Here is a 23902-nt window from a genome sequence, read left to right on the forward strand (position 1 = left end):
AAACCAGTGACTAGCGCCGCAGCGTGAAGGTGGCGGAGTCGGTCTGGCCGGTGGAGGGGACCGTGACGGTCACGGTGTAGGTCCCGGTCTTGGTGGGCAGGCTGCCCGTCTTGAGGTTCCACTGCCAGACGCCGGCCTTGTTGACCAGCGTGCCGGTGGCCACGACGGTGCCGTTATAGATCACTGTCGCGACAGGGGCGATGGCGGTGGGCGGGGCGCCGGAGCAGTCCGCATACGCGATCTTCACTGGAACCGTCGAGCCCGACTTGACCACGACATTTGTGCCAGGACGCAGCGGTGGCCGCAGCCCGGTCGTCGCATAGGCCTGGGCCACGGAGGCAGCCGCCGAGCCAACCCCGCCATCGTCATCGGTCACGGAGACGCTCGCGGCATAGCTGCCGGAGTGCGCGTAGCTGTGCGTCACGGTCAGCGGGCTGGTGGCCGAGGTCACCGTGCTGCTCGTGCCATCGCCCCACGCGATGACGGCCGTGTGGGTGTCCGCCGGCGCCGGGTCGGTGAAGGTCACCGTGAGCGAGGCCGTGGTCCCGCACTCGAGCAGCGCCGACGAGAAGCTCGCCGTCACGCTCGGGGCGACATTGCGCACCGCGACGGAAACGCTTGCGGTGGAGCTGAGCCCACCGGCATCCGTCACACGCACCGAAACATTCGCCGTCGTCGGACCATCGAGCCCCGAGGCGTCGAAATTCACTGTGCGACCATCGGTTTCGAAGGTGCCGTCACCATCCAGGTCCCAGGCGTATGCCAGCTCGTCCCCAGCATTCGGGTCGCTGCCACTCGCCGTGAGCGCGAGAGATCCGCCCTCGTCCACGGCATACGGACCGCCCGCGTCGACACTCGGCGCGGCGTTGGGGTTCAGGCCGACGAGCACGGGGTCGTGGTCGGAGACGCGGAACATGTCGGGGGCGTAGAGCGAGTCGATCTGGAAGGCCGTCTTGAAGTTGGTGTTGTAGTCCAACACTGACGGCTCGTCCGCGTTGATGTGGAACTCCGCCGCACCTGTCACCTGGCTGCCCAGTGACGCGCTTCCGAAGGCGTGGTCGAGATAACCCCACTGGCCGTCGAAGACGTAGGAGTAGGCGTCGTCACCGAGGAAACGGTTGATGAGGTTGGTGTAGCCAGCCTCTTCGATGACCTGGATCGGCCGCTCCTTGGCGTAGGAGTTGTAGTCGCCCAGGAGGACGACATCGGGGTCGCCGGTGCCGGTCGGGTCGCTCGCGAGCCATTCGGTCAGCGCCCGAGCGGCATTGGTGCGCACGATGGCGCAATTGCCTTGTCCGTCCAGCAGATCCGGCGTTTCGCAGGCCGAGCCCTTGGACTTCAGGTGGTTGATATCGGCGATGAAGACGGCACCGGTTTCGTTGACCTGCCACGCCTGCGCGAGGGAGGGTCGGTTGCGGGCCGTGGTGTCACCGCCATTGACGAAGGCGTCGGTGTTCAGCGCAGCCGTCGTGCCAGTCGGCGTCACAACACCTGGCTTGTAGAGCATGCCGACCTTGATCGCGTCGGTGCCCAGCGCGTTGACCTGACCGGTGCCAGCGTCGACATCCACATAGGCATAGGTGCCGTCAGCGGTGGCGGCGTTGAGGCGCCCGACGAGATCGGCCAGCGCACTGGTCGGGCCGTAGCCGTCGTTCTCCATCTCGTTGACGCCGATGACATCGGCATCGAGCGTCAAGATCGCCGCCACGGTCTTGGCGCTCTGCCGGTCGAACTCGACCTGGTTGTCCGCGCCGCGGCACTCCATCGTCATACCGCCCACGCCACCGGTGCAGGCGGTCGTGCCGAAGGTGTTGAAGTAGTTGAGCAGGTTCATCCCGGCCACCTTGACCGTTCCGCCCACTGCGGGCGCGGACGTCGGACGGGGGTTGGCCGCGACGAAGTCGATGCCGCCGCCGAGCGCCTGCAGCGGCCGCAGGCGGTAGGCATTCGGGCTCGCGGAGTTGCCGCCCCAGGTGTAACTCAAGACGCCCATCGCACCGGTCGCCGTGTCACCGCCGCGCAGGGTGTTGCTCGCCGACAGCGGCTGCCCACCCCGGGCGAAGACGATCGGGTCGGGGTTCTGCGCCTGCGTCGCGTCATCGACGATGATGCGGTTGAGGTTGTTCGCCGCCTGCATCGCCACGGCATCGGGTCCAGGGGCCACGACATTGGTCGGCTGCTTGAGGCGGCCACCCGAGCTGAGGACCACCTGGCCGAATCTTCCGAGCTGGAAGTGCTCGGTCACCGAGAGTTCCTGGGGGAAGCGGACGAGCATCCCTTCATACGCCTCGGGTGCGTCCGCGGAGGCGAAGGGCAGCGAAATATCAACGGGCGCAACGGTTCCGGTGCCGCACTTGAGGATATTGGTGGAGCTCACCGAGATCTGGGTCTGGCCCTGGTTCTCGCCCGCATTGCCCGTCACCCGAACGACATCGCCGAGGCTGACCGAGTCGAGGTTTGAGCCATTGAAGACGAAAATGCCGTCAGAGGTCGCGGCGTCGCCGTCGCCGTCGGGGTCCTGCAGATAGAAGCCGCGCAGGTTCGGCGAGGCCCCTTCATAGTCACCCACCACGACGCCTTGCGTGGTGCGCGTGCCAGTCAGCGCGGCCGACGCGCCGGAGCCCTGGATCTCCCCGATGCGCGTGTAGGGCAGCGTGCAGGGGTCGCTCGCCACGACGGTGAAGCTTGTCGTCACATCCGCCGCGAGCGTGTCCGGCGGGTCGTTCGTGTCGACATCGCTGACCGCAGCCGCCGAGACGGTCGCGGTGCAGGAGGCCCCGGTTGCCAGGTTGGCGTCGGAGGTCAGGGTGTATGCCGTTCCCGAACCGGAGAGGGTCGCGGCCACCGGAGTGCCATCACACAGCAGGGATATGCCGCCCGCCGCGACCGTCACAGCCTCCGAAAAACTCACGGAGACAGCGGTGTTGATGCCGACGCCGGTTGCTCCATTGGCCGGCGTGATCGAGGTGACGGTGGGAGCTTCTTCCGCCGGAGGGGTGCAGGTCGCGCTGTGGGATCCGAGTCCGTCAAAGGTGTCGGTGGCGAAACCGTCCCATTCGGCCGGTGGATCAAAAGCCGTGGTGCCGTCGGTGCGGCCGGTGCAGATCGTCGCCTTGCGCCGCAGCGTGTTGTCCGCGGTGCTCGCGAGACCCGTGCCCCACTCCGTGCCGGGGTCAAAGCCGATTTGGCCGAAGGCGTCCAGCACTGTGGAGCCCTTCCGCAGGGTGACCGCATCATCACCATTGAACGTCAGCGAACCGCTGGTCTGATCTGCCGCGGCGAGGATCGTCGCATTCGCGGACGTGTTGGCGAGAACGAAGGCGTCCCCCGCGGCCAGCGTGCCGGTCAGGTTGATCGTCGAACCAGCGGTCGCGGCGCCATTGGAGAAGATTTGCACCGAATAGCCGCCGGCCGCGAGGTCGACCGGTGCCCCGGTGCCATTGAAGATCTCGAGAGCCTTGTTATTGGACGAGCCCTCGACATACTCCGAAATCAACAGATCGGAGGCGGTCGCCGCGATCGCGGCCGGGGCGAGCACGGCCGGAGCAAGGAGCCCCATCGCCGAGATGACAGTTCCGGCGAGCAGCCGCCGGACGGGTCGATGGGACGGGCTAACGGGCATACAAGGACCTCCACACTGCGGACTGTGGGGCCCACCCTGACCTAGGCAGCGGTGTCGCCGCAACCGCTAGCGGGGAGGTCTTTTCCGACGCGTCGATGAACGGTTCCGGCGCGGGCCCGCCGCTGCGGTCGAGGATCAGCTAAGGCGCTCGATGATCATCGCCATCCCCTGACCACCGCCGACGCACATCGTCTCGAGTCCAATCTGCTTGTCGTGGAAGGCAAGTGAGTTGACAAGGGTCGAGGTGATGCGGGCACCGGTCATGCCGAAGGGGTGGCCGATGGCGATCGCTCCGCCATTGACATTGAGTTTGTCCATGGGAATCCCAAGCTCACGGGCGGAGCCGAGGACCTGCACCGCGAAGGCTTCGTTGATCTCGGCGAGGTCGATGTCGTCGATCGTCATGCCGGCAAGGGCGAGGGCGCGGCGGGTCGCCTCGATCGGGCCTAGACCCATGATCTCGGGCGAGAGCCCGGACACGCCGGTGGAGACGATGCGGGCCAGCGGCGTGAGGCCGAGTTCGGCGGCCCGAGTGGAACTCATGATGATGACGGCTGCGGCGCCGTCGTTGAGCGGGCACGCATTGGCGGCGGTGATCGTGCCATCGGGGCGGAAGACCGGGTTGAGACCGGAGACGCCTTCGAGGGTCACGCCCGCCCGAGGGCCGTCATCGGCGCTGACCACGGTGCCGTCGGGCAACGTGACGGGCACAATGTCCTTGGCCCAGAAGCCATTTGCGATCGCCGCCTCGGCGAGATTCTGGCTGCGCACGCCGAACTCGTCCTGCTCCGCGCGGGTGATTCCCGTGGCCTGCGCGACATTCTCCGCGGTCTGCCCCATCGCGATATAGATGTCCGGCAACTCGCCGCTCTCGCGCGGATCGGTCCACGCCGGCGCCCCGCCGGCGGTGCGGGTCGCGGTGCGCGCGACGGCATCGGCGAAGACCGGATTCTGCGGCCCGGCATCGGCGAAACCGGCGGCGAAGCGGCTGACCGTCTCGACGCCCGCCGAGATGAATGCGCGACCTTCGCCGGCCTTGATGGCGTGGAAGGCCATCCGCGTCGTCTGCAGGCTGGAGGAGCAATAGCGATTCACCGTGACGCCCGGCAGGGTGTCGAGCCCGGCGAGCACGGCGACCACGCGAGCCAAATTGAAGCCGCCCTCACCAGCCGGCTGGCCGCAGCCGAGCATCACGTCATCGATGGTCCGCGGGTCGAGTTCTGGGACCTTGGCCAAGGCCGCCTGCACCATTTGCACGGAGAGGTCGTCAGGCCGCATCGACACGAGCGAGCCCTTCATGGCGCGCCCGATGGGCGAGCGGGCGACGGAGACGATGACGGCTTCGGGCATGAGAATCTCCTGATCCAGGCGGGTGAGGTATGCCGCCAACTCTCGCACGGCATGCCCGGCCCGGTCCGTGACCTCCGGCGTGATGTGCGCGACCCGGCCGGGCGGCGTACCCCTGATCGGCGGGGCGCGTGTCAGGCGCGCACGACCTCCACGCCCGCGGCATCGGTGATGGCGCGGGCGTCGTCCGCACTGAGGCCGGTGTCGGTCACGAGCACGTCGATATCGTGCAAGGTCGCATACCGAAAGACCGATTCACGGCCGAACTTCGAGTGGTCGGCGAGCAGCACCCGCAATCGGGCGGCGCCGACGAAGGCCGACTTGACCGCCGCCTCCGCCTCGTCCGGCGTTGCCAGCCCGTGGTCGAGCGAAAAGGCATTCGTGCCGAGGAAGGCGACATCAACGCGCACCGCCTCCAGGCTGCGCAGCGCCCACTGATCGACACTCGCCTCGGTCTCGCGACGCACCCGGCCGCCGATGATCGTCAGCCCACCAACGCGCGGCAGCAAGGTGGTGGCGATCGGCAGGGAGTTGGTGATCGCCATCAGCTGCTCGCTCGGCGGGAGCAGCTGTGCGAGCGCCAAGGTGGTGGTCCCGGAGTCGAGGAGCACGGCGCCCTCATCGGGCAGGAAGGCACGGGCCGCCTCGGCGATGCGCAGCTTCTCCGGACCGTATGCCGTCCGCGCCGCCACCGGTGCCTCGTGGGCGAGCGACTCCACGGGCACCGCACCGCCGTGCACCCGGCGCAGCAGGCCGCGCTCCTGGAGCACAACGAGATCCTTGCGGATCGTCTCGTGGGTGACGCCGAGTCGCTCGGCGAGCCCCATCGCGCTGACCTGGCCCCGGGCGGCGAGTTCGGTCAGAATCTGCTGATGCCGGGTCGCAGCCAGGTGGAGGTCGACGTTGACCGCCCGGCTCATAGGCGCACCACGACCTTGATCTCGCGCCCGCTGCTGGAGGCATCAAAGGCTTCCCGCGCCTGCTCGAGAGGGAACTGCGCAGTCACGAAGTCCGCGCCCTTGACGGCACCGGAGCGCAGGATCTCGATCGACTCGGCATAGTCCTGCGGGACATAGGTCGCGCAGCCCTGGATGCGAACCTGGTTGTCCTGCACCACGATTGTGGGGATCGTCAGGTCGGCGGACGGGACGCCGACGATCCCGACCGTTCCGCCCTTGACCGCGAGGCGGATGGCCGCGTCGAGCGTCGATTGGATGGCGACACAGTCGAACACCACATCGGCGCTCTCGCCGAGTGCCTCGCGCACCTGCTCCACGAAGTCGCTCGCCAGCGCGTCCACGACTGCGTCGGCCCCGCGCTGCTGGGCGATCTCTCGTTTGGCGGGCAGTGGGTCCGTGACGACGATGCGCTTGGCTCCGTGATAGCGGGCAACGGCAAGCATCAGCAGACCGATGGTGCCGGCGCCCATGATGACAACGGCCTTGCCGTCGAGCGGACCGCAGATGCGCCCGGCGTGAACGGGCGTCGACAGTGGTTCGATGAGCGCGGCAGTGAGGTCATCGAGTTCGTCGGGGACCAGGTGCAATCGGTCGGCGCGCACGACGAATTCGTCGGCCATCCCGGCCTGTTCAAAGCCGCAGCCGAAGAACTGGAGATTCTCGCAGAGGTTCTCCTGGCCGCCGCGACATTGCTTGCACTCCCAGCAGGGGAGCGTGGGTTCGACGGTGACGCGATCGCCGACCGTAACGCTCTCGACGCCCTCGCCCAACTCGGTGACGATGCCGGTGGCCTCGTGCCCTGGCCAGTAAGGCATCGGGATCAGCGGGTGCCGGCCGTGGAGGGCGTGCGTGTCCGATCCACAGACGCCGATGATGGTGCTGCGCACGCGCACCTGGCCGGGTCCGACCGTGGCGGGTGCCTCGGTGCGGATCTCCAGCTCGTTGACGGCGGGGACGATGACGCGGCGAATCTCGTTCATGGCGTGCTCTTTTCGGTTGGGGTGGGCGAGACGGAGAGTTGGGTGACTGTGATGCCTTCGGTCCCCCGGGATCCGGGCTGCGGGTCGACGGTGGTGGGGCACAGACAGGCGGAGCGGCCCCAGGCGAGCGCGCGGGCCATCCGTTCGGCAGGTGTTCCGGCCGAGCTCAGCCAGCCCGCGAGGAAGGCATCACCGGCGCCCGCCGTATTCACGGGGAGGAGCACCGGTCCGGTGCCGTGCAGGACGCTTTTGCCATCGGTGTGGATGGCGCCGGCGCTGCCCATGCTGACGAGCAGGTGTATGCCGTGTTGCTGCGCCAGCGATCGTGCCAAGGCGCCGACCGTGAACACATCATTGCTCACTGAGGTGTGCCCAGGGCTCAGCTCCGCGAGCTCAATCTCGTTGGGCGCCAGGAGATCCGCGCCAGCCTCCAAAGCCTCTCGCAGCGCGGCACCCGAGGCATCAACAGCCGTGCGTATGCCGCGGCCCCGGGCCAGCCGCACCAGGTCGCCGATGACGTTGGCCTCGGTACTGGCCGGGAGTGAGCCGGCAATCACGAGCCAGTGCTCCCCGTCATAGAGGTCGGCGAGCGTCGAGTCGAGCTGCGCGAGAACCTTTTCCAGATCATCATTGGTCAACGGGGTGCCCGGGCCGTTGACCTTGATCGTCCGTCCTTGCGGCAGCAGCAGGCTGGTGTTGATCCGTGTCTCACCGTGGACGGGGATGCCCACACGATCAACCCCTTCCGCCTCCAACAAGGCCGTGAGATGGTCGCCGGTCGCGCCGGCCGTGGGCAATACGGCGATCGTGGGCACCCGGGCGGCGTGTAGGTCACGGGAGACATTGACGCCTTTGCCGCTCGCCTCGACGCTGCTCGCGGTGGTGCGGTGCACGTCGACCGAACCCAGCGTCTCTTCCACGAGGTGATAGGTCAGATCGAGGCTCGGGTTGAGCGTCAGGGTGACGATCATGCGGACCCGCCAGCGACGAGCGCGGCCAGGCGCTGAGCCACAGCGGCGATCTCCGCGCGACCTGGCGCGATGTACTTGCGCGGGTCGACGACCTTGGCGTCCTGATCGAGGACGCCTCGCACGGCGCCGGTGAAGGCCACATTGAGGATGGTGCCGATATTGACTTTGACGATGCCAGCTCGCACGGCGGCTTGCAGGTTGTCGTCAGCCACGCCCGAAGATCCGTGCAGGACAAGGGGAACCGGCACGGCGGCGGCGATCGCGGTGATGAGATCGAGGTCCAGCGCGGCCGTTCGCTCGACCATGGCGTGCGAGCTTCCCACGGCAACCGCGAGGGCATCCACCCCCGTCGCCTCGACATACGCCGCTGCCTCCTGCGGATCGGTGCGCACACCGGGGGCATGGGCGCCATCCTTGCCTCCGACCTTTCCCAGCTCCGCCTCGACGAAGAGTCCGTTGGCGTGGCCCCAGTCGGCCGCGGCGCGCGTGGCGGTGACATTGTCCGCATAGTCCAGATGCGAGGCGTCGAACATCACCGAGCTCAGACCGGAGGCGGCGGTCTCGTGCAGGAGCGCCACATCCTCGACGTGGTCGAGGTGCACCGGAATGTCCACCCCAGCCGAGCGAGCCACTTCGATCGCCGCTGCCGCGATCGGGCGCAGGCGGCCGCCGTGAAATTTCACGGCGTTTTCGCTGATCTGCAAGATGACGGACACGCCCGCGGCTTCGGCGCCGGCAACGATGCCTTCGGCGTGCTCGAGGGTGATGACATTGAAGGCGGCGACTCCGCGACCCGCGGCGGCGGCGCGTACGACGAGTTCGGCGGTTGTGGCGAGCGGCATACGAATCTGCTTTCCGAACAGAGGGATTCGAGCAGGTGTGATCAGGATGGGAAGGGCACGGAGTCGAGGTCGGACCAGAAACCGGCCGCGATCCCGGCGAGCAGCGCGGCGCCGCGACAGCCGGCTTCCGAGGTGCGTGGCAGCAGATAGTCGCCGAAAGTCTCGCGCTTGGCTGCGCGGACAGCCGCACTATTGGTCCAGCCGCCGGCGACGACGAGATCGGCACGCGGGCCGGAGGCCTGCGTCAGCCGGGCACTGATCGCGGCGGCCTGTTCGGTCACGGCGGCGGTGGCAGCGCGCCAGATCTCCCCGGGCGTCGCTTTCTCGTCGATCGTGACATCACCGGCGCCGGGACCGAGGCGCACCGCGCCTGGGAGGTATGCCGCCACGCCCGCCGCCGCGTCCAGCGCGGGCATCCCGTCGCGATCGACGCCGAGCGCGGCGAGCACCTTGCCGAGGATGAGCCCGCCCTGGGTGGCCCCCAGCAGACACCAACGGCCGGGGGCGGCGTGGCGTCCGACCGTGACGCCGTCGCGGGTCAGGGCGAGCACGGTCGCGTCCGGCAGACCCGGCGCGCTGGTGCGCAGCACGGCCTCTGCCGTTCCGGCAGAATCGAATTCGTCACCTGGGCGGTGCGAGCCGAGCCCGACGGCGGCCACCTGGTGGTCGTGGCCAGCGACCGTGAGCACGGCACCATCCAGCGCTGAGAGGGGGCCGTCGGCGCTGACTCGGCCAGCAGGGGTGCCCGCCTCGACGATCTCCCCGAGCAGGCTCGCCGGCGCGCCGGACCAGGCGAGCGACTCGGCATACGGCTGGCCCGTGTGCAGATCCAGCCAGCCGGTGCGCGAGGACAAGGAGGCCTCGCTGACCGCCGCACCGCCGAGATCGCGAACGATCCATTCGGCGATGTTGTAGCGGCGCACGGCGGCGCGCGTTTCCGGGTGGTGGGTTCGCAGCCACCGATGCTTGGTCACCGCCCACTGGGTCCACAGGGGCAGGCCGGTCCGGCGCGAGAACTCCTCACCGCCGAGGTCGTCGATCAGTTCCGACAGTTCCACGCCGTCCCGGGTGTCATGCCACGCGATGATGTCGGCAAGCGGCCGGTCGCCGGCATCCGTCAGGACTCCCGACTCGGCCATGCTGGCGACGCCGATGGCGGCGACCTGAGCATCCGGCAGCTGCGTCAGTGCGTCGGCCAGCGCCGCCCGAGCGGCGCCGGTGATCGTGCCTGCGGTGGTTTCGGCGCCGGTCGGGACCGACGTCCAAGCGGTCGGCGCGCGCCCGACGACGAGTTCCACACCCTCGGGGGTCATCAGCAGCGCCTTGACCGAGGTGGTGCCGGCGTCGACACCGGCGATCACGGTCCGTCCCATGTGTCCCCTACCCAAATCATTGGATTAAGTTGGGTTTACTTGGGTATAGTAGTACCGGAACCCGGCCTCTTCGTCAAGCGCTCTGCGCGTGAGGCTTGTTCGCGCCCCGCGCTGGCTCAGACGGAGTCTTGGGGGGTGTCCTCACCGCTGGCATCGTCGTCGCGCACGACATCGAGTTGCACCTTGGCCGCGAGGGCGGCGATGGCGCCGATCGCGGCGAGGACCGGCGAAGCAAGAGCCAGAACCCCCGCGCCGGCGACCCCGAAGTTCATCGGGATGCTGAGCATCTCGTGGCCGTCCTCACCGCGCACGACGATCTTGCGCGTCTTGCCGTCCGCGACCAGCTTCTTGACGGTGCCGACCAGTTGATCGCCCGCCACCTCGATCTGCTCGACAAACTCACGGCCCTTGTTCTTCGCCGATTCCGTCATGACATCTCCCCTTGCTCGCGTGGTCACCGGGCGGAACGCCCGCACCACTAGCATGCCGGTTTTTCAGGCGTCAGTGGTTCGGCTCGGCGGGTCCATCGCCATACCGTGGCGCACACCCCAGAGAACGGCCTGGCTGCGTGAGGTCACGCCCATCCGTCGATACGCCGAGCGGATATACGACTTCACGGAGTTGATCGACAGGAAACACCGAGCCGCGATGTCCTTGTTCGACAGGCCGCGCGTGATCAGCGCGATGATCTCGGCCTCGCGCTCGGTCAGTCCCTCGGCCTGACCTGGCCAGCCGCGCTTGCGCGTGCTGGGCCCGCTGGCCTCCCGATCACCGGCCGCACGAGCGTCCGCATCGGGGTGATCCTGACGCACCTGCTCCCCGCCGTGGACGCGCTCGATGGCTTCCACGACCGCGAGGGCCCCGGTCGCCTTGGACACGAACCCATCGGCTCCAAGGAGGAAGGCGTTCTCGACGCGATCGGGCTGCCCGCCCCAGGAGTAGACGATGACCTTGCCAACCGCCGGGCTAGCGATGACATCGGCGAGTTCTGCCTCCTCGCCCCGGGCGGGGGCAAAGGTGTCATAAAGGGCGACATCGACCCGCCGTTCGACGTCGGTGCGCACATTGCACTCGACCACCTCGACTCGGCCGGGATAGTCCGCGAGCATCTGCGCCAAACCGCGAACGACGATCTCGTAATCATTGATGATTGCCACCGTGATGGGGGAGCTTGCTGGTTGAACCATTCGGCGAGCGTAAGCCGTGGATCGCTCACGCCTGCAAGTGTTGACCTGTGATTATGCGATTTTCAATCGCCTGCGAACTCTCCTGCTGGACTATCTCACCCCCTAGGGTGAAGCGGCCGAATCCGCGTCCGGCTTGCCCACGCGACCCCACGCCTTCAGGGCCGCAATATTGCGCACTACCAAGGAGCCCTGCCACTCGCGAGCGGCCACCTCCCACTCCTGCGGGAACCAGCCACCCCAGTCCCAGAAGGGCTGCCACGAGCCATCGGCCTGCTGGGTTCCGATCACGTGATCGAGGGCGATCTCAATCTGCGGGCCCACGACCCTCGCCAGCGGGTGCGTCGGGCTCGGCGCCACCCACAGCGGATGGATGCCATATGTCGTGAAGTCGGCCTCGGTGCGCATGATCCGCTGGGGCAGGACTTCGGTGAGGTATGCCAGCAGCTCACCTCGAACCGCGTCTGGCACGGCCGGCTCCCCCACCAGGTGGGCGGCCGCGTCGTGCGCATTGACCTCTTCGGCAGCAACGCCCGAGTCGGCGATCGCGCGGGCTTGGGCAGCGAGAGGTGACAGCAAGACGGCATCGACGCCGACGTCCGCCGCCTGCTGCGGCGCGGCAGCGGCATACCTCCACAGATGCGCCGTGATCGCGAGACCCGGGTTGGCGAGGAAGCCGTTGAAGGTCTCGGCCAACTGGCCGGGCTCGCTCTGATCCCACCAGGGAGCATGCGGGGCGACCTGCGCCTCCTGCGGGAGGAACGGCCATACGACCTGATCGGCGGCATTGGTCTGCGCGTGTTGGACCAGCCAGGCACAGGCGCCCGCGGAGAGCGGATGATCGCCCGGCGCACCATGCATCCGCAGGATGTCGAGGGCGGTGAGGGTGGCCAGGACGCTCGCGGCGGGCGTGCGAGCATCCGACTCCAGCGCCCGCCCAAAGCCGCCACCCTCGACCTGGAAGGCGGTCAGCTCACCGGCGACGTCCTCGAGTGAGCCGCCGTCGACCAGGTGCGCAAAGCGGGCCCGCTCCAAGCGCCGCCCAGAGCGCAGGACAAAGGACCGGGCCCGGTCCAGGGCGTCGCTAGTCAGCATCTCCATAGCTCGAGAGCCTAGGCAGCGGCACTGACAACCGGTCGGCATACGGCCCCGGCCCAGAGGTAATAGCGTGTCCCTGCCGCTCGCACCGCGCGCCGGTTGCCCCCGCTCCGAGGAGAACAATGGCCCAGCAACTCAACCCCTACCTCACCTTCGCCGGCAATTGCGCCGACGCCATGGCGTTCTATGCCGAGGCCCTCGGCGGCGAGGTCCAGTCGATGAGCTTCCGCGACGCCGGGATGGACGCCGACGGGATCATGCACTCCAATCTGGAGACCCCCGCCGGCTTCCACATCTTCGCCAGCGACACCGTCGAGGGGATGGGCGCACCGCATACGGTCGGCAACAACCTGCAGATCAGCCTCTCCGGCGACGACGCCGAGGCGCTGCGCGGCTACTGGGACGCCCTGTCCGAGGGTGGCCAGGTCGTCATGCCGCTGGAGCGGCAGATGTGGGGCGACGACTACGGCATGCTCGCCGACAAATTCGGCATCCTCTGGCACGTGAACATCGCCGGCACCCCGGCGGAGTGATTCGGACCAGCTCGAGGTGCACGGCTTCAAGTTTTTCGACGAGCGGGATCGCTTGGGCTTCGTCGACGGCACCGAGAACCCCGAGGGGGCAGCGGCCGAGCGGGCCGTCGAGATTGGTGACGACGACCCGGACCATCGGGGCGGTAGCTATGTGATCGTCCAGAAATACCTCCACGATCTCGACGCATGGGGTGCCCTGACGGTCGAGGAGCAGCAGCTCGTCATCGGGCGCACCAAGGTCGAGGACATCGAGCTCACCGATGACATCAAGCCGAGCAATTCGCATATCGCGCTGAATGTCCTCGAATTGCCGGACGGCACCCAGCGGCAGATTCTGCGCGAGAACATGCCGTTCGGGCAGGTCGGGACCGGCGAGTTCGGCACATACTTCATTGGCTACGCCGCCGATCCCGGAGTCACCGAGGAGATGCTGCGCAATATGTTCATCGGCAAGCCCGAAGGCAATTGCGACCGCATTCTCGACTTCTCGCGCGCCGTCACCGGTTCGCTGTATTTCGTCCCGACCGAGGACTGGTTGGGCGCACAGCCCGCGGCGCGCCCACGATGACGGGCCCGCTGGATGGCATACGGGTTCTTTCGCTGGCGCTGAATCTCCCGGGGCCGCTGGCCGCGGCCCGGCTGGCCGGCTTCGGGGCGGCGGTGACCAAGATCGAGCCGCCCGCCGGTGACCCGCTGCGCTTAGTCGCGCCCGGGTGGTATGCGGAACTGGTCGCCGGCCAGCGGGTGCTCACCGCGGACGTTAAGACGGCGGCTGGTCGGCGGTTGCTAGACGAGGAGTCGGCCCGCGCTGATCTGCTGCTCACGAGCATGCGTCCCTCTGCGGCGGCGCGGCTTGAACTGCCGGAAATCGTTGCGGCACATAGGCTTGCGTGGGTGGAGGTCGTCGGCCACGACGGCGAGGACGCCGAATTGGCCGGGCACGATCTGACCTACCAAGCCGTCGCGGGGCTGCTCTCGCCGCCCGCCATGCCGCCCGTGCCGTGGGTTGATCTCCTCGGCGCCGAGCGCGCGGTCAGCGCTGCCTTTGCCGCGCTGCGAGCGCGCGAGCTTGGAGCGCCGGCAACGATTCGGGTCGTCCTCGAAGCCACGGCCATGGACGCCGCGGCCGCCCGACGGCATGGCCTGACCGGACCAGATGGCGTGCTGAGCGGAGCTCTCCCGGGGTATGCCGTGTACGCCTGTGCCGCAAACGATTTCGTCGCCGTCGCCGCCATCGAACCGCACTTCGCGACGCGCTTGGCCGAGCACGTGGGGGGCACCCGCGAAGAACTGACCGCAGCCTTTGCGGCTCAGTCGGCCGAGCACTGGGAACGCCTGGGACGCGACCTGGATATCCCTATTGCTCGGGTCCGCGAGTGGGGCGCCAACGACTGAGGGGGTCAGCGGACCCAGCGGGCGACCATCACGTCATACGGCCCGGCGGACATGGCCGGTGCATCGGGCGGCAGGTCGGCGAGGGCGGACTTGGGCACGACATTGCACATCGTCATACTCACCGCCTCCGGGGCAAGGTCGAGGGCGACGGTCCAGCCCCACTCGCCGAGATAGGTGCCACGCAGGTCGACCCGGTTCCCGTGTCGCTTGCCGGTGAAGTGCATCAGGCCGGGCTGCTGGTGCCAGGTGTCGAACCATGATGCCTCGACCGACTCCTCCGGCCCGGTGCCACCGACCAGGATGGTCCCGTGCTGCACGCCGTCGGCGGGGTGCTGCCAGGTATATGCCAACGAAAAGCCCTGCGCACCAATGCTCTTCACGCAGGCGCTCGACGGGGCGTCAGCGAGATCGTCATTCGGCATCAGACGGAAGGCGCAGCTGCCGGTCAGGTCGTGGTCATCCATGGGCCACACCCTGCCACGCCACGCTCGGCTTCCTCTCCCGTCGAGTTCGGGAAACACGCCGAGCGGCAGCCGCGCCCGTCGGTGTGTTTCCCGAACTCGACCAGGCTGAGGGGGTCAGTCGCCCGCGGCCGGGCTGTGATCGCGCGGGATCACGACCATCGGCACCGGCAGCGCGCGCGAGATGCGGTGCGCAGTGGCGCTAAGGAAGACGCGGTGGCTGGCGGCCAGCCGGCTGGACCCGAGCAGCACGATCTCACTGGCCTCGAAGTCCAGCGAGGTCACGCACTCCTCGAGCGTATGACCGCTGCCCACCGACCCCGTGACCTGCCCCGACGGCATCACGTCTTGCGCGTGCGCGACGAGCCGCTCCACATGCTCCTGCGCGGCGTCGACGCGGGAGTCCTGGCTGTCGGCCGACGGATCCGGATCCAGGGCAACGAGCGAGACGAAGCGCAGTGGGATGTCCCGGACGTTTGCGGCCTGAATCGCTGTCTCCAGCAAGGCTTCCGCGCCCGCGCGCTCCCCGATGGCACACGTGATCCGGGTGACCGAGGGGTGCGGTTCGTATCCCGCGGGCGCTAGCGCGACCGGCACGGGCGCGGAGTGCAGGAGCGAACTGGCGATGCTGCCGATCAGCAACTCGCCGACCAGTCCGCGATGGGATGCCCCGACAACAATCGCTTCGGCCTCCGCGCCCGCGGTTGGATCGGTCGCAGCCTCGATGAGGCCCTCGGTGATGGAGGCGGCACGGCATACGCGTCCGGTGGCCTGCACACCCTCCGGAACGTGCGCGAGAGCGCGGGCCAGCCATTCCTCGCCATTCTTTTCCAACTCGGCCTGGTATGCCCGATCGGGGGAGTACATATCGAGGCTCGCCTCATCGACGGGGAGCACCACGACGATATCCAGGGCCGCTTCGCGGGCACCGGCCAATGTCGTCGCGAGATGCACCGCATCTCTGCCGCGACGATCGGGAACATAACCAACGACGAATCGCATGGGGCCACCTTTGGGGGCTCATCGAACTTGACCGGGCACCTCCCGGTTCTTGGCTGAGGCTCGCCGGTGTTGACGAGTGCAGGCCCAGCGTATGCGCCGGCGTTGGTTCTCGGTATTGCGGAACCCGAAGGCGTTGCGGCCTTGGTGCTTGGCGAGCCGGTTGTACCCCTCGGATCGGGCGTTGGAGTGGCCGGTGACCAGCCCGGCCTCGATCGCCGGCCACCACGCCTCGATGGTCGCGTCGAGCCGGTGCACCTCGGGGCTGTCGGTCGCGGCAGCGAGGTCGAGGAACCGGTGCACCCACCCCTCTGTCGCGGATCACGTCGGCGTCTACAACCCCCCACATCACCTATAAGTGCGGCGAGTTCTAGGCGGATATAGGTGGGTCCTCGCCCCACTCCGTGGAGACACGCCGATCAAACCGCCTTACCGTGCCTGGCCGACAGTTTTCGCTACATTGAGTCACGTTGGGGGTGAGTTGCACCCAAAACCCGGAAGCGCTCTCCAGGCGCTGGGGGGCCTTTCGTGCGTCTGACCTGCGCAAACGTCGATCTGGAAGCCGCGAACGCCACTCGACTGACCTGGCCCCTGGTTGCGGTGTAACACTGTTGTCGTGGCTCCCGAGCGTGTCTACCAAGCGGCTCGACGACTGCGCGTGTCCAGCCAACGCCTCCTGGTGTACCTCGAAGCACACCACGCGCCGCACGCGACCGCCAGCTCAAACCTGACCGCCGACGGAGCAGCCCTACTCGCCGGCGCGACCACGTCCCAAGTACTCCTCGACAGCGCCCGCCACTACAGGCCGAAGCCCATGCGGCGGGAGGTCTACTGGAGCTGGGAGCAGATGGATCCGGAGGATGACTGGTACTGGGTCGACGAGCGTCGCATCTGGAAGAACTGGATAGGGCCCGACCAACTCACCACCTCGCAGGCGGCGCAAGCATGGGCCGTCTCCACCGCGACCATCCGTCAATGGGTCCACCGCGGCTACCTCAACCCCCTCGGGACAAAAGGACGTAGCGCCGTGTTCTCGGCACTCGATGTCCTTCAGGCAGCCATCGCCACCGGCGACCGGAACCAGCAACCCGGAGGGCCACTGCGACGCGACCAGGAGCGCCGCGAGCCAGTGGCGACGCGCGTAAGAGGTAAGGACCTCCAGCGGATCGTCACCGCCGAGGCCGCAGCCGCCGTCGTAGGAGTCTCTCCCTCGACCATCCGTTCCTGGAAGCGACGCGGGCACCTCCATCCCGCCCAGCACCGCGGCCGTACACCCCTGTACCGCGTGGCCGACGTGCTCGCGGCAGCCCGCCGCAGCCCCCACCGGCCACAGCGCCTCTACCGAGGCCTGCGCTAGCACCACCCACCCCCGAGGGGAGGTTCCCATGAGACCTCCCTAGGCGAAGCCCTGCCCAAAACGGACTCCACGACATCGACGCCACGCGCGTCCACCCCCAAGACCACTCAAGGCCCGCTGAACCTCAGCGGGCCTTTTGCATGCCCGAAACCGGGCAGGAGGACCACCCAATGCTGTCCAACTCCATCATCCCGGAGGCAATGAGCCTCGAAACGGCCCTTTCGATCAGCATCATCATCGCCACGCTCTTGGCCAGCGTCGTCACGATCATGATGCTCTTCGCCAGGCTCGCCCCGAGCCAGCGTCGCGACCTCATCCGACTCGTACGGCAACTTCACCGTTCGCGTCACGACAGCTGACGTCACTGGATGGCCGCAGCGAGAACCACATCGTGCTGCGGCCATCCAGGCTTCTGCTGCTTGGCGGGTGCAGGGGGCCCCGCAAGTCGGTCAACGTGGATTTACGCCGGCGCCGGATTGCTGACGACAGGTTTCTGAGCCGGGAATCGGGGCCCGCGCGCGCGCCCTGCATGAGTGGCTTCCCATGGCGGCATCTCAGGTGCATCGCATTGATGCATCCCATGGTGGCTTCTCATTGTCTGGTACGAAACGCTGACTGAGCGCGAACTGCTTGGAAAGTGTCTATCCCCGGGCGAGCTCTAGGATCCAGCCATGAGATCGATCGACCCGAACACTGTCGCCACCCCGTCCGAGAGCCGCGCCGAGGTCCTGCGGCTCACCGGCCGCAACTACGGCGTCGTCCGCCACGTCCTCGTCCAGCATCCTCGAGGCTCGAGCGTGCGTCCGAGCACCCTCGGCACGCTCGTCCACACGCGCAAACACCGCGCCCTCCTGCTGTACCTGCTCTTGCTCTCGATCTGGCCGATGCTCGCCAAACGACGGGAGCCCTTCGAGGGCGCCTTCTGGGCGCGCCTTCTCACCACCGAAGGAGGCCCTGCCTGGAGCACCACTGATATATCCAAAGCCTGGACCGACCTGGAGAAGGCCCACCTCATCACGCGTACCCGTGAGGGCCGCAACGTACGAGTGGTGCCCCGCCGCGAGGACGGCAAGACCAAATGGAGCCAGCCTGGGCGGGTCGGCAAGGACCGCCGAGAAACGTACTTCGTCCTACCGGCTGAGTTCTGGACGAGCGGGATGTTCGCTGAACTCTCCCTCCCCGGGCTGGCGGTCCTGCTCATCGTGGCGGCCGGAACCAGCAACTCGGACGAAATCTGGCTCAGCTACGACAAGGCCGCCGAGTGGTACGGGCTGTCCGCCGCTAGCTTCAAGAACGGCACCCGCGAACTGGAAAGACTGGGGCTTCTCACCCGTCGTCCGGAGCCGATCAAGGCGCCGCTCAGCCCCACCGGGACCACAACCAGGTGGTGGTACTCGCTCACCGGGCCCTACTCCTCGACGGCCCGAGCGGCAGCCCAAGCGAACGCGAAGAAGGAGCGGGACACCCGTACTCGGAAGTCCGCGAAAGCAACCACCAAGAGGGCAGCCCCTTCATTGACACGTTCTCGGGCCCGGGCATGACCAGCAAGAACGCCCAGCCGACCGCGCGTCGTAACTCAGCAGAGGGCACTCTCTCGGCCCTCCACGATCCGAGGAAGGAGGTGAGGCGAACGGTGACAACGATGAAAGAGATCAGTCGCACCATCCGGGCGGCCTTGGCGGGATGGCCCGAGACGGCACGACTGATCGTGATCATCACCGTGCTGACCACGGCCTTCGTCGTGGCCAGCCGACTTACGTAGCCCACGATAGGCGGGTGGGGCGCCGGACACCAGCCCCGGCGCCCCACCCCCGACGCTTCGGAACGAAAGTACTGAAACCTGTCGTAACGCAGGTATGACGACCATGACCACCCACACGCGCCCCGGCGACGACGAGTCCACCGAACCCAGCTGGCATCTCCAGCGGGCCATGTTGGCCACGCCCGAGTACTACCCCGCCATGAACAACCTCTCCGCCGGGCACCTGTTCAATGCCACCTTGCGCGCCACAGCCCCTGACCCCCTGGAATACGTCACCGTCACCAACCGGAGCCTCGAGGACATTGGCGCCCTTGGCCTGTGGAACATGCACTGGGAGGCGGCGCAGTACCGTCGATACCTCTTCGACGAGGACGAACTGCCGGGCTGGATGAGCAAGCTCGCCGACCAAGGCGAACGAAACATCTGCTTCATCCCCCGCACCACCACGCGCTACTACGAGCTGGCGCCCCTCTTTCACCTCCTATCGAAGGACACGCTCCTACGGCACGGATTGCCGGTCATGACTCAAGGCGTCTGGCCCCTCCTCGCGCCGCTCGGAGACGTTGACTCCGTGCTGCCTTTGGACGCCCAGGATCGTCTCGCCAAGGCCTGGGCCCACACGATCTGGCGGCACCTGATGCCCGGATCCCGAATGCTCGGATTCACCAGAGACGACCCCATCCGCCTTCTCGCTCACAACCTCGACTACTGGATCCCCCCAGTCACCGAGGTCCTCCAAGCCCGACTCCGCCAACTACCCCACAGCAGCGCGTACGAACCGCTGGACGAGCCAGCCGTCCTGATGGATGGGTCCACGTTGGAGGGCGCCCGCCTCGTGCGTCCCCGAATGGGGTCCTACCTCTGGCAAGGCGAGCAGGAGGCCGCGCAGGCCACCCAGGAAGTCATCGACGCCGCCGACGGCACCGGCAACCTCCGAGGAATCCTCGACGCCGTTCGCTCGCACCGAATCCAAGACGACTTCTCGAACCACTGGACCTACGCCAAGGAGGACTTCGAGCGCAAACTCCACCGCAAACGCTCAAAGGTCAAGGTCACCTTCGTCGAACTCAAAGACGGGCCACCCGTCCATAGCCCTGAGACCGAAGTCATCGGCGACATCGTCTGCAACGACTTCCTTGCACTGCTTGACCCCCAAGATCGCCGCATCGTTGTGCTACTGAGCAGTGGCGTCACCAAACTCACCGACGTTGCTGCCACGCTCGGCTATGCCAACCACAGCCCGGTGAGCAAGAGGCTCGCCAAGATTCGCAAACTAGCCGAGCGGCATCTGGCTTGACAGGTGCAGAGAACTTGCCAGGGGCAGTCGATCACGTACCAAAAGGGCTCATCCCAAACCGGCTCATCGAACTTGACCGGGCACCTCGCTGATCGCAGCTGTGTGGTTCCCCCCGAATCGTGGAGGGCTTGGCTATGCGGGCTCTTCCTACCTGAGGTGGGGGTAGGCGAGTCCGCCGCCGATGAGCAGCATGCGTAGGCGGTAGTGTTCGCGGTTGCGGAAGCCGCGGGCGACGGGGCGGTGCAGCTCGATCAGGCCGTTGATCGCTTCGGTGCTGCCGTTGCGGGCGCGGCCGGTGTCGAAGTAGGCCAGGAACGCCTCGCGCCACTGCTTGAGCGTCTTGCCCAGTCGCTTGATCTCCGGGATCGGGCAGGTCGGCAGCGACGCGGTGATCTCCTCGGCGATCCGCCGTCCCTCGACGGGGCTCGACGCCTTGTAGGCTCTCCACAATCGAGGGTGTAGGAGATGACTTCGGGGTGGTCGGCGCGTCGGTGCGGGGGTAGGCGTCGAGGCCTTCGCAGGATGGAAGTTCTCACACTGACCATCTGGAAGACCTCGACGTGCCTGACGCTACCTTCGCTTGCCCTGACCTGACCACGTTCGCCCGCCTTGACGAGCTAGGCCTGGAGGCGGTGGGCAGCGGCTGGAGCCTGACCGTGCGGTCTTGGCGTGTCGGGTGGTCGAGCCTGACCAGTGGTGTCGACGGTGTGGCTGCGAGGGCGCGCCCAGGGACACGGTCATCCGGGAGTTGGCGCACGAGCCGCTGGGGTGGCGCCCGACGACGCTGGTGGTGACGGTCCGCCGCTACCGATGTGCGCACTGCGGCCACGTGTGGCATCAGGACACCACCAAGGCGGCGGAGCCGCGGGCGAAGTTGTCACGGCGTGGACTGCGGTGGGCGCTGGAAGCGATCGTGCTCAAGCACCTCACCTGACTTGGCTCACGGCTCCTGGGTCGGGAGTGCGTCAGGTCTGTGACCTGCGGTGACGCGTTCGACCTGGGGCGTTTTCCGGCTCTTCACCGATGAGTGTGGGGTGAGCGCGACGCGCCGAGGGGCGGCCTGAGGCTAGGGAGGGGTCGAGGTCCCCGAGGATCAGAGGACTCTTACCTCTCCTGATCGCGAGGACCTCGACGATGAGCGAGCCTACGTCGTGCTGCTCTGCCCTGGGCGGCTACTGCGAGCGTTGCGACCTGCTGGTGGGCCTGGACGGGCTGCGCGTGACCGGGGTCGACCGTGAGGATGGGACCGGCTCGTGGTCACGGTCGAGTCAGAGCCGACGGTGATGGGGTGCCGGGCCTGTGGTGTCGTCGCGCACGGACACGGTCGTGTTGCCGTCAGGTTGGTCGACGCCCCGGCGATGGGCCGACCGGTGAGGATCATCTGGCGCAAGCGGCGGTGGCGGTGCCCCGACCCGGGCTGCCCGGTCAAGAAGTTCGTGGAGCAGGACGAGCGGGTCGCGGCTCCTCGGTCGTCGTTGACGACGCGGGCGTGCCGGTGGTCGATCGAACAGATCCGCCGAGAGCACGCCTCCGTCAACGGGGTCCGCCGCCACTCGGCACCGGGTGGCGCACGGTGTGGGACACGATCAGACCGATCCTGGAGGCGGCCGACGCGGACACCTCCCGCTTCGAGAACGTCACGGTCCTGGGGGTGGATGAGCACGTGGTGCGCCACGAGGCGCTGTTGTTTCGGATGGAGGTGAGAGACCTACATCGCTTGGCCGTCGCAGCGGCTGGGTGAAGCTGGCGGCAGCCTGAACCGGGGAACGCCGGGGAGGGTGGGAGCAGCCGCGACAAAGTCAGGACGGTTCGGCACTACCGGACGGGCCGTGCCTGGTGAGCAAGACGGGAAAACGAGAGTGAACCAGTGGTTGAACCTCCGTAATCGTGGATCCGGCTCCAACCTGGCGGATGTGGGCCGGGCTGCAGTGCGCGCCGAACGGACGAACGGGGAGGCGACTTCCGGGACGGTCATTGATGCCGGTCCGGGAGGCCGCGAGGAAAGCCTGCGGCGTACTCGCGGCGATGCTGCCGGAGCAGAGCTGGGCACCGCCCCCGCCGACCGCGACACAGTGAACATGGGAACCCTGCCGTGCCCGCCCTACCCGGGCTGCATCCAGCAGCCCGGCGGGCAGGGCCACCGTCGCCTGACGGGCGCGGTAGGGGGCGGAGCCGCCGTAGTAGTCCGAGGATGGGAAAGCCGTCCACATGGCAAAGGGCGGCAGCGAGTCCGCAACGAGGGTGCTGCAATGCCAGGAGGTCGCCGGTGAATACCGACGCGCCGTGGCCGAGCCTGTCACAGGCGCGAGCCCGGGTACTGGGGATACAGGCCAAGTTGCACCGATGGTCGACCGGGGACACCACGGCCCGGTTCGACGACTTGTTCAATCTCGTGGTGGACCCCGCTTTCCTGGTGATGGCCTGGGAGCGGGTTGCGACAAATCGTGGGGCACGCACGGCCGGGGTTGATCGGGTCACCGCCCGAGCGATCACGGCCGAGGGGCCAGCAGCGGTGACGGCGTTCCTGACCGACCTGCGTGAGCAGGTCAAGTCGGGTACATTCGCCCCGGCGCCGGTTCGGCAGCGGTTGATCCCCAAGTCTCCGGGCAAGTACCGGCGGCTGGGGATCCCGACCGTTACCGACCGGGTGGTCCAAGCGTGTCTCATGCTGGTGCTGGAGCCCATCTTCGAGGCCGACTTCCACCCCTCCTCCTACGGGTTTCGGCCCCGGCGGCGGGCGTGGGATGCGGTCGCCGAGGTGCAGATGTTCGCGTCCCGCTCCTACGAGTGGGTCTTCGAAGGCGACATCACGGCATGTTTCGACGAGATAGACCACACGGCCCTGATGGGCCGGGTGCGTCGACGGATCGGGGACAAGCGAGTCCTGGCCTTGATCAAAGCGTTCCTCAAGGCTGGGATCCTCAGCGAGGACCAGGTCCACCGCGAGTCGAACACCGGCACCCGCAGGGCGGGATCCTCTCCCCACTGCTGGCCAACATCGCCCTGGAAGTGCTCGACGAGCACTTCGCTCAGGTCTGGGCTGCCATCAGCCCGACCCGGGTCGACCGCTCCCGCCGGCGCCGCCACGGCCTGCCGGTGTACCGCCTGGTGCGTTACGCCGACGACTTCGTGGTCCTGGTGTCGGGCACACGGGAGCACGCCGAGGCGTTACGCGATCAGGTCGGCGACGTCCTGGCCCCGATGGGGCTGCGGCTGTCGCCGGAGAAAACCACCGTGGTCCACATCGACGACGGGTTCGACTTCCTCGGGTTCCGCATCCAGCGGCACCGGAAGCCGGGCACCGGAAAGCGATACGTCTACACCTTCGCGGCCAAGAAGTCGGTGGCCTCGATCCGCCGCAAGGTCAAGGCGATCACGAAACAAGGCACGAACCACGCATTAGGCGACCTGCTGCGCCAGCTCAATCCGGTGCTGCGGGGCTGGACGGCCTACTTCCGTCACGCGGTGGCCAAGGCCACTTTCGGATACCTGCGCCACTACACGTGGAACCGGGTCATCCGATGGCTGCGGAACAAACATCGCAAGACGGGGTGGGAGGCCCTCCGGCGACGATACGGGCCCACCGGCTGGTGGCCCCGCGACGGGGAGACGGCATTGTTTGACCCGGCATCGGTGACGGTCACCCGCTACCGATACCGCGGCGTCATCCCCTCCCGCTGGGCCGCCCTCGCCCACATCGCCTAACGGTTCGACCTCGGCAC

22 protein-coding genes and 5 pseudogenes are annotated in these 23902 nt (G+C 67.6%); 13 read left to right on the forward strand and 14 right to left on the reverse strand.

Annotated elements, in window-relative coordinates; translation table 11 throughout:
- Nucleotides 1-10 precede the first annotated feature (10 nt).
- The 10 genes from ABD225_RS11485 to ABD225_RS11530 form a co-directional block, all read right to left on the reverse strand.
- Entirely contained in the window at nucleotides 11-3622 is a 3612-nt protein-coding gene (locus ABD225_RS11485) for an ExeM/NucH family extracellular endonuclease (protein WP_344085210.1), read from the reverse strand.
- Between the two features lie 135 nt (nucleotides 3623-3757).
- Complete coding sequence (locus ABD225_RS11490) at nucleotides 3758-4972, reverse strand: acetyl-CoA C-acetyltransferase (protein ID WP_344085212.1); 1215 nt, start codon at nucleotides 4970-4972, stop codon at nucleotides 3758-3760.
- 131 nt (nucleotides 4973-5103) lie between these two features.
- Nucleotides 5104-5889 carry a DeoR/GlpR family DNA-binding transcription regulator gene (locus ABD225_RS11495; protein ID WP_344085215.1) on the reverse strand — a complete coding sequence of 262 codons (786 nt, stop codon included), beginning with the start codon at nucleotides 5887-5889 and terminating at the stop codon, nucleotides 5104-5106.
- The gene (locus ABD225_RS11500) at nucleotides 5886-6908 is read right to left on the reverse strand and encodes a zinc-dependent alcohol dehydrogenase (protein ID WP_344085217.1); all 1023 of its coding nucleotides are present in this window, start codon (nucleotides 6906-6908) and stop codon (nucleotides 5886-5888) included. Before ABD225_RS11500 ends, ABD225_RS11495 begins: the two co-directional genes overlap by 4 nt.
- Nucleotides 6905-7879 (reverse strand): 1-phosphofructokinase family hexose kinase, encoded by a 975-nt coding sequence (locus ABD225_RS11505; RefSeq protein WP_344085221.1) that lies wholly within the window; start codon nucleotides 7877-7879, stop codon nucleotides 6905-6907. The genes ABD225_RS11500 and ABD225_RS11505 overlap by 4 nt, the downstream gene beginning before the upstream one ends.
- Nucleotides 7876-8721, reverse strand: a complete 846-nt coding sequence (locus ABD225_RS11510; RefSeq protein WP_344085224.1) for a class II fructose-bisphosphate aldolase — start codon at nucleotides 8719-8721, stop codon at nucleotides 7876-7878. Before ABD225_RS11510 ends, ABD225_RS11505 begins: the two co-directional genes overlap by 4 nt.
- 41 nt (nucleotides 8722-8762) lie before the next feature.
- On the reverse strand, nucleotides 8763-10094 hold the full coding sequence (locus ABD225_RS11515) for an FGGY-family carbohydrate kinase (protein WP_344085226.1): 1332 nt from the start codon (nucleotides 10092-10094) through the stop codon (nucleotides 8763-8765).
- A 116-nt stretch (nucleotides 10095-10210) separates the two neighbouring features.
- The gene (locus ABD225_RS11520) at nucleotides 10211-10525 is read right to left on the reverse strand and encodes a DUF4342 domain-containing protein (RefSeq protein ID WP_344085229.1); all 315 of its coding nucleotides are present in this window, start codon (nucleotides 10523-10525) and stop codon (nucleotides 10211-10213) included.
- Nucleotides 10526-10588: 63 nt separating this feature from the next.
- Complete coding sequence (locus tag ABD225_RS11525) at nucleotides 10589-11281, reverse strand: response regulator transcription factor (RefSeq protein WP_344085232.1); 693 nt, start codon at nucleotides 11279-11281, stop codon at nucleotides 10589-10591.
- A 102-nt stretch (nucleotides 11282-11383) separates the two neighbouring features.
- Nucleotides 11384-12379, reverse strand: coding sequence for a hypothetical protein (locus tag ABD225_RS11530; protein WP_344085235.1), 996 nt, complete (start codon nucleotides 12377-12379; stop codon nucleotides 11384-11386).
- Nucleotides 12380-12498: 119 nt separating this feature from the next.
- On the opposite strand from ABD225_RS11530, the gene ABD225_RS11535 reads away from it, so the two are divergent.
- The 3 genes from ABD225_RS11535 to ABD225_RS11545 are packed head-to-tail and all read left to right on the forward strand — an operon-like array spanning nucleotide 12499 to nucleotide 14304.
- A complete protein-coding gene (locus ABD225_RS11535; protein WP_344085238.1) occupies nucleotides 12499-12909 on the forward strand; it encodes a VOC family protein in 411 nt (136 codons plus the stop codon).
- 16 nt (nucleotides 12910-12925) lie between these two features.
- Nucleotides 12926-13477 carry a Dyp-type peroxidase gene (locus tag ABD225_RS11540; RefSeq protein ID WP_344085241.1) on the forward strand — a complete coding sequence of 184 codons (552 nt, stop codon included), beginning with the start codon at nucleotides 12926-12928 and terminating at the stop codon, nucleotides 13475-13477.
- On the forward strand, nucleotides 13474-14304 hold the full coding sequence (locus tag ABD225_RS11545) for a CoA transferase (RefSeq protein WP_344085244.1): 831 nt from the start codon (nucleotides 13474-13476) through the stop codon (nucleotides 14302-14304). The genes ABD225_RS11540 and ABD225_RS11545 overlap by 4 nt, the downstream gene beginning before the upstream one ends.
- A 5-nt stretch (nucleotides 14305-14309) precedes the next feature.
- Here the strand turns inward: ABD225_RS11545 and ABD225_RS11550 are convergent, their stop codons facing one another.
- From ABD225_RS11550 to ABD225_RS11560, 3 genes and pseudogenes are all read right to left on the reverse strand, one after another.
- A complete protein-coding gene (locus ABD225_RS11550) occupies nucleotides 14310-14768 on the reverse strand; it encodes a hypothetical protein (protein ID WP_344085247.1) in 459 nt (152 codons plus the stop codon).
- 114 nt (nucleotides 14769-14882) lie between these two features.
- Complete coding sequence (locus tag ABD225_RS11555; protein WP_344085250.1) at nucleotides 14883-15767, reverse strand: universal stress protein; 885 nt, start codon at nucleotides 15765-15767, stop codon at nucleotides 14883-14885.
- An 18-nt stretch (nucleotides 15768-15785) separates the two neighbouring features.
- Nucleotides 15786-16061: pseudogene (locus ABD225_RS11560) on the reverse strand (transposase); the annotation flags it as partial.
- Between the two features lie 319 nt (nucleotides 16062-16380).
- On the opposite strand from ABD225_RS11560, the gene ABD225_RS11565 reads away from it, so the two are divergent.
- The 4 genes from ABD225_RS11565 (at nucleotide 16381) to ABD225_RS11580 (ending at nucleotide 20180) form a co-directional block, all read left to right on the forward strand.
- On the forward strand, nucleotides 16381-17121 hold the full coding sequence (locus ABD225_RS11565) for a helix-turn-helix domain-containing protein (protein WP_344085253.1): 741 nt from the start codon (nucleotides 16381-16383) through the stop codon (nucleotides 17119-17121).
- Nucleotides 17122-17291: 170 nt separating this feature from the next.
- A complete protein-coding gene (locus tag ABD225_RS11570; RefSeq protein WP_344085256.1) occupies nucleotides 17292-17480 on the forward strand; it encodes a hypothetical protein in 189 nt (62 codons plus the stop codon).
- Nucleotides 17481-17792: 312 nt separating this feature from the next.
- Nucleotides 17793-18662: a hypothetical protein gene (locus ABD225_RS11575; protein ID WP_344085259.1), complete on the forward strand. Its 870-nt coding sequence runs from the start codon at nucleotides 17793-17795 to the stop codon at nucleotides 18660-18662.
- A gap of 324 nt (nucleotides 18663-18986) precedes the next feature.
- Nucleotides 18987-20180 (forward strand): hypothetical protein, encoded by a 1194-nt coding sequence (locus ABD225_RS11580; protein ID WP_344085262.1) that lies wholly within the window; start codon nucleotides 18987-18989, stop codon nucleotides 20178-20180.
- Nucleotides 20181-20327: 147 nt separating this feature from the next.
- On the opposite strand, the pseudogene ABD225_RS11585 reads toward ABD225_RS11580, so the two are convergent.
- Nucleotides 20328-20636: pseudogene (locus ABD225_RS11585) on the reverse strand (transposase); the annotation flags it as partial.
- 104 nt (nucleotides 20637-20740) lie between these two features.
- Here ABD225_RS11585 and ABD225_RS11590 point away from each other — a divergent pair.
- From ABD225_RS11590 to ABD225_RS11615, 6 genes and pseudogenes are all read left to right on the forward strand, one after another.
- Nucleotides 20741-21111 (forward strand): annotated as a pseudogene (locus ABD225_RS11590) (ISL3 family transposase); the annotation flags it as partial.
- A 203-nt stretch (nucleotides 21112-21314) separates the two neighbouring features.
- Nucleotides 21315-21464 carry a hypothetical protein gene (locus ABD225_RS11595; RefSeq protein ID WP_344085523.1) on the forward strand — a complete coding sequence of 50 codons (150 nt, stop codon included), beginning with the start codon at nucleotides 21315-21317 and terminating at the stop codon, nucleotides 21462-21464.
- Nucleotides 21464-21532 (forward strand): annotated as a pseudogene (locus tag ABD225_RS11600) (hypothetical protein); the annotation flags it as partial. The gene ABD225_RS11595 and the pseudogene ABD225_RS11600, both read left to right, overlap by 1 nt.
- Nucleotides 21533-21753: 221 nt before the next feature.
- Nucleotides 21754-21921, forward strand: a complete 168-nt coding sequence (locus ABD225_RS11605; RefSeq protein ID WP_344085526.1) for a hypothetical protein — start codon at nucleotides 21754-21756, stop codon at nucleotides 21919-21921.
- Nucleotides 21922-22596: 675 nt separating this feature from the next.
- Nucleotides 22597-23399, forward strand: a pseudogene (locus tag ABD225_RS18835) (reverse transcriptase domain-containing protein); the annotation flags it as partial.
- The gene (locus ABD225_RS11615; protein WP_486348475.1) at nucleotides 23382-23885 is read left to right on the forward strand and encodes a group II intron maturase-specific domain-containing protein; all 504 of its coding nucleotides are present in this window, start codon (nucleotides 23382-23384) and stop codon (nucleotides 23883-23885) included. The pseudogene ABD225_RS18835 and the gene ABD225_RS11615, both read left to right, overlap by 18 nt.
- Nucleotides 23886-23902 lie beyond the last annotated feature (17 nt).

It is taken from the genome of Nostocoides veronense, from assembly GCF_039531185.1.
Lineage (GTDB): Bacteria > Actinomycetota > Actinomycetes > Actinomycetales > Dermatophilaceae > Nostocoides_A > Nostocoides_A veronense.

Excerpts from the sequence above, each read along its gene's own strand:
- ABD225_RS11490 (WP_344085212.1), bottom strand. The coding sequence starts at position 4,972 with ATGCCCGAAGCCGTCATCGTCTCCGTCGCCCGCTCGCCCATCGGGCGC.
- ABD225_RS11595 (WP_344085523.1), top strand. The coding sequence starts at position 21,315 with ATGAGCGAGCCTACGTCGTGCTGCTCTGCCCTGGGCGGCTACTGCGAG.
- ABD225_RS11520 (WP_344085229.1), bottom strand. The coding sequence starts at position 10,525 with ATGACGGAATCGGCGAAGAACAAGGGCCGTGAGTTTGTCGAGCAGATC.
- ABD225_RS11500 (WP_344085217.1), bottom strand. The coding sequence starts at position 6,908 with ATGAACGAGATTCGCCGCGTCATCGTCCCCGCCGTCAACGAGCTGGAG.
- ABD225_RS11555 (WP_344085250.1), bottom strand. The coding sequence starts at position 15,767 with ATGCGATTCGTCGTTGGTTATGTTCCCGATCGTCGCGGCAGAGATGCG.
- ABD225_RS11485 (WP_344085210.1), bottom strand. The coding sequence starts at position 3,622 with ATGCCCGTTAGCCCGTCCCATCGACCCGTCCGGCGGCTGCTCGCCGGA.
- ABD225_RS11505 (WP_344085221.1), bottom strand. The coding sequence starts at position 7,879 with ATGATCGTCACCCTGACGCTCAACCCGAGCCTCGATCTGACCTATCAC.
- ABD225_RS11525 (WP_344085232.1), bottom strand. The coding sequence starts at position 11,281 with ATGGTTCAACCAGCAAGCTCCCCCATCACGGTGGCAATCATCAATGAT.
- ABD225_RS11515 (WP_344085226.1), bottom strand. The coding sequence starts at position 10,094 with ATGGGACGGACCGTGATCGCCGGTGTCGACGCCGGCACCACCTCGGTC.
- ABD225_RS11545 (WP_344085244.1), top strand. The coding sequence starts at position 13,474 with ATGACGGGCCCGCTGGATGGCATACGGGTTCTTTCGCTGGCGCTGAAT.
- ABD225_RS11615 (WP_486348475.1), top strand. The coding sequence starts at position 23,382 with ATGGGGCTGCGGCTGTCGCCGGAGAAAACCACCGTGGTCCACATCGAC.
- ABD225_RS11570 (WP_344085256.1), top strand. The coding sequence starts at position 17,292 with ATGCTGTCCAACTCCATCATCCCGGAGGCAATGAGCCTCGAAACGGCC.
- ABD225_RS11535 (WP_344085238.1), top strand. The coding sequence starts at position 12,499 with ATGGCCCAGCAACTCAACCCCTACCTCACCTTCGCCGGCAATTGCGCC.
- ABD225_RS11495 (WP_344085215.1), bottom strand. The coding sequence starts at position 5,889 with ATGAGCCGGGCGGTCAACGTCGACCTCCACCTGGCTGCGACCCGGCAT.
- ABD225_RS11550 (WP_344085247.1), bottom strand. The coding sequence starts at position 14,768 with ATGGATGACCACGACCTGACCGGCAGCTGCGCCTTCCGTCTGATGCCG.
- ABD225_RS11530 (WP_344085235.1), bottom strand. The coding sequence starts at position 12,379 with ATGGAGATGCTGACTAGCGACGCCCTGGACCGGGCCCGGTCCTTTGTC.
- ABD225_RS11575 (WP_344085259.1), top strand. The coding sequence starts at position 17,793 with ATGAGATCGATCGACCCGAACACTGTCGCCACCCCGTCCGAGAGCCGC.
- ABD225_RS11580 (WP_344085262.1), top strand. The coding sequence starts at position 18,987 with ATGACCACCCACACGCGCCCCGGCGACGACGAGTCCACCGAACCCAGC.
- ABD225_RS11510 (WP_344085224.1), bottom strand. The coding sequence starts at position 8,721 with ATGCCGCTCGCCACAACCGCCGAACTCGTCGTACGCGCCGCCGCCGCG.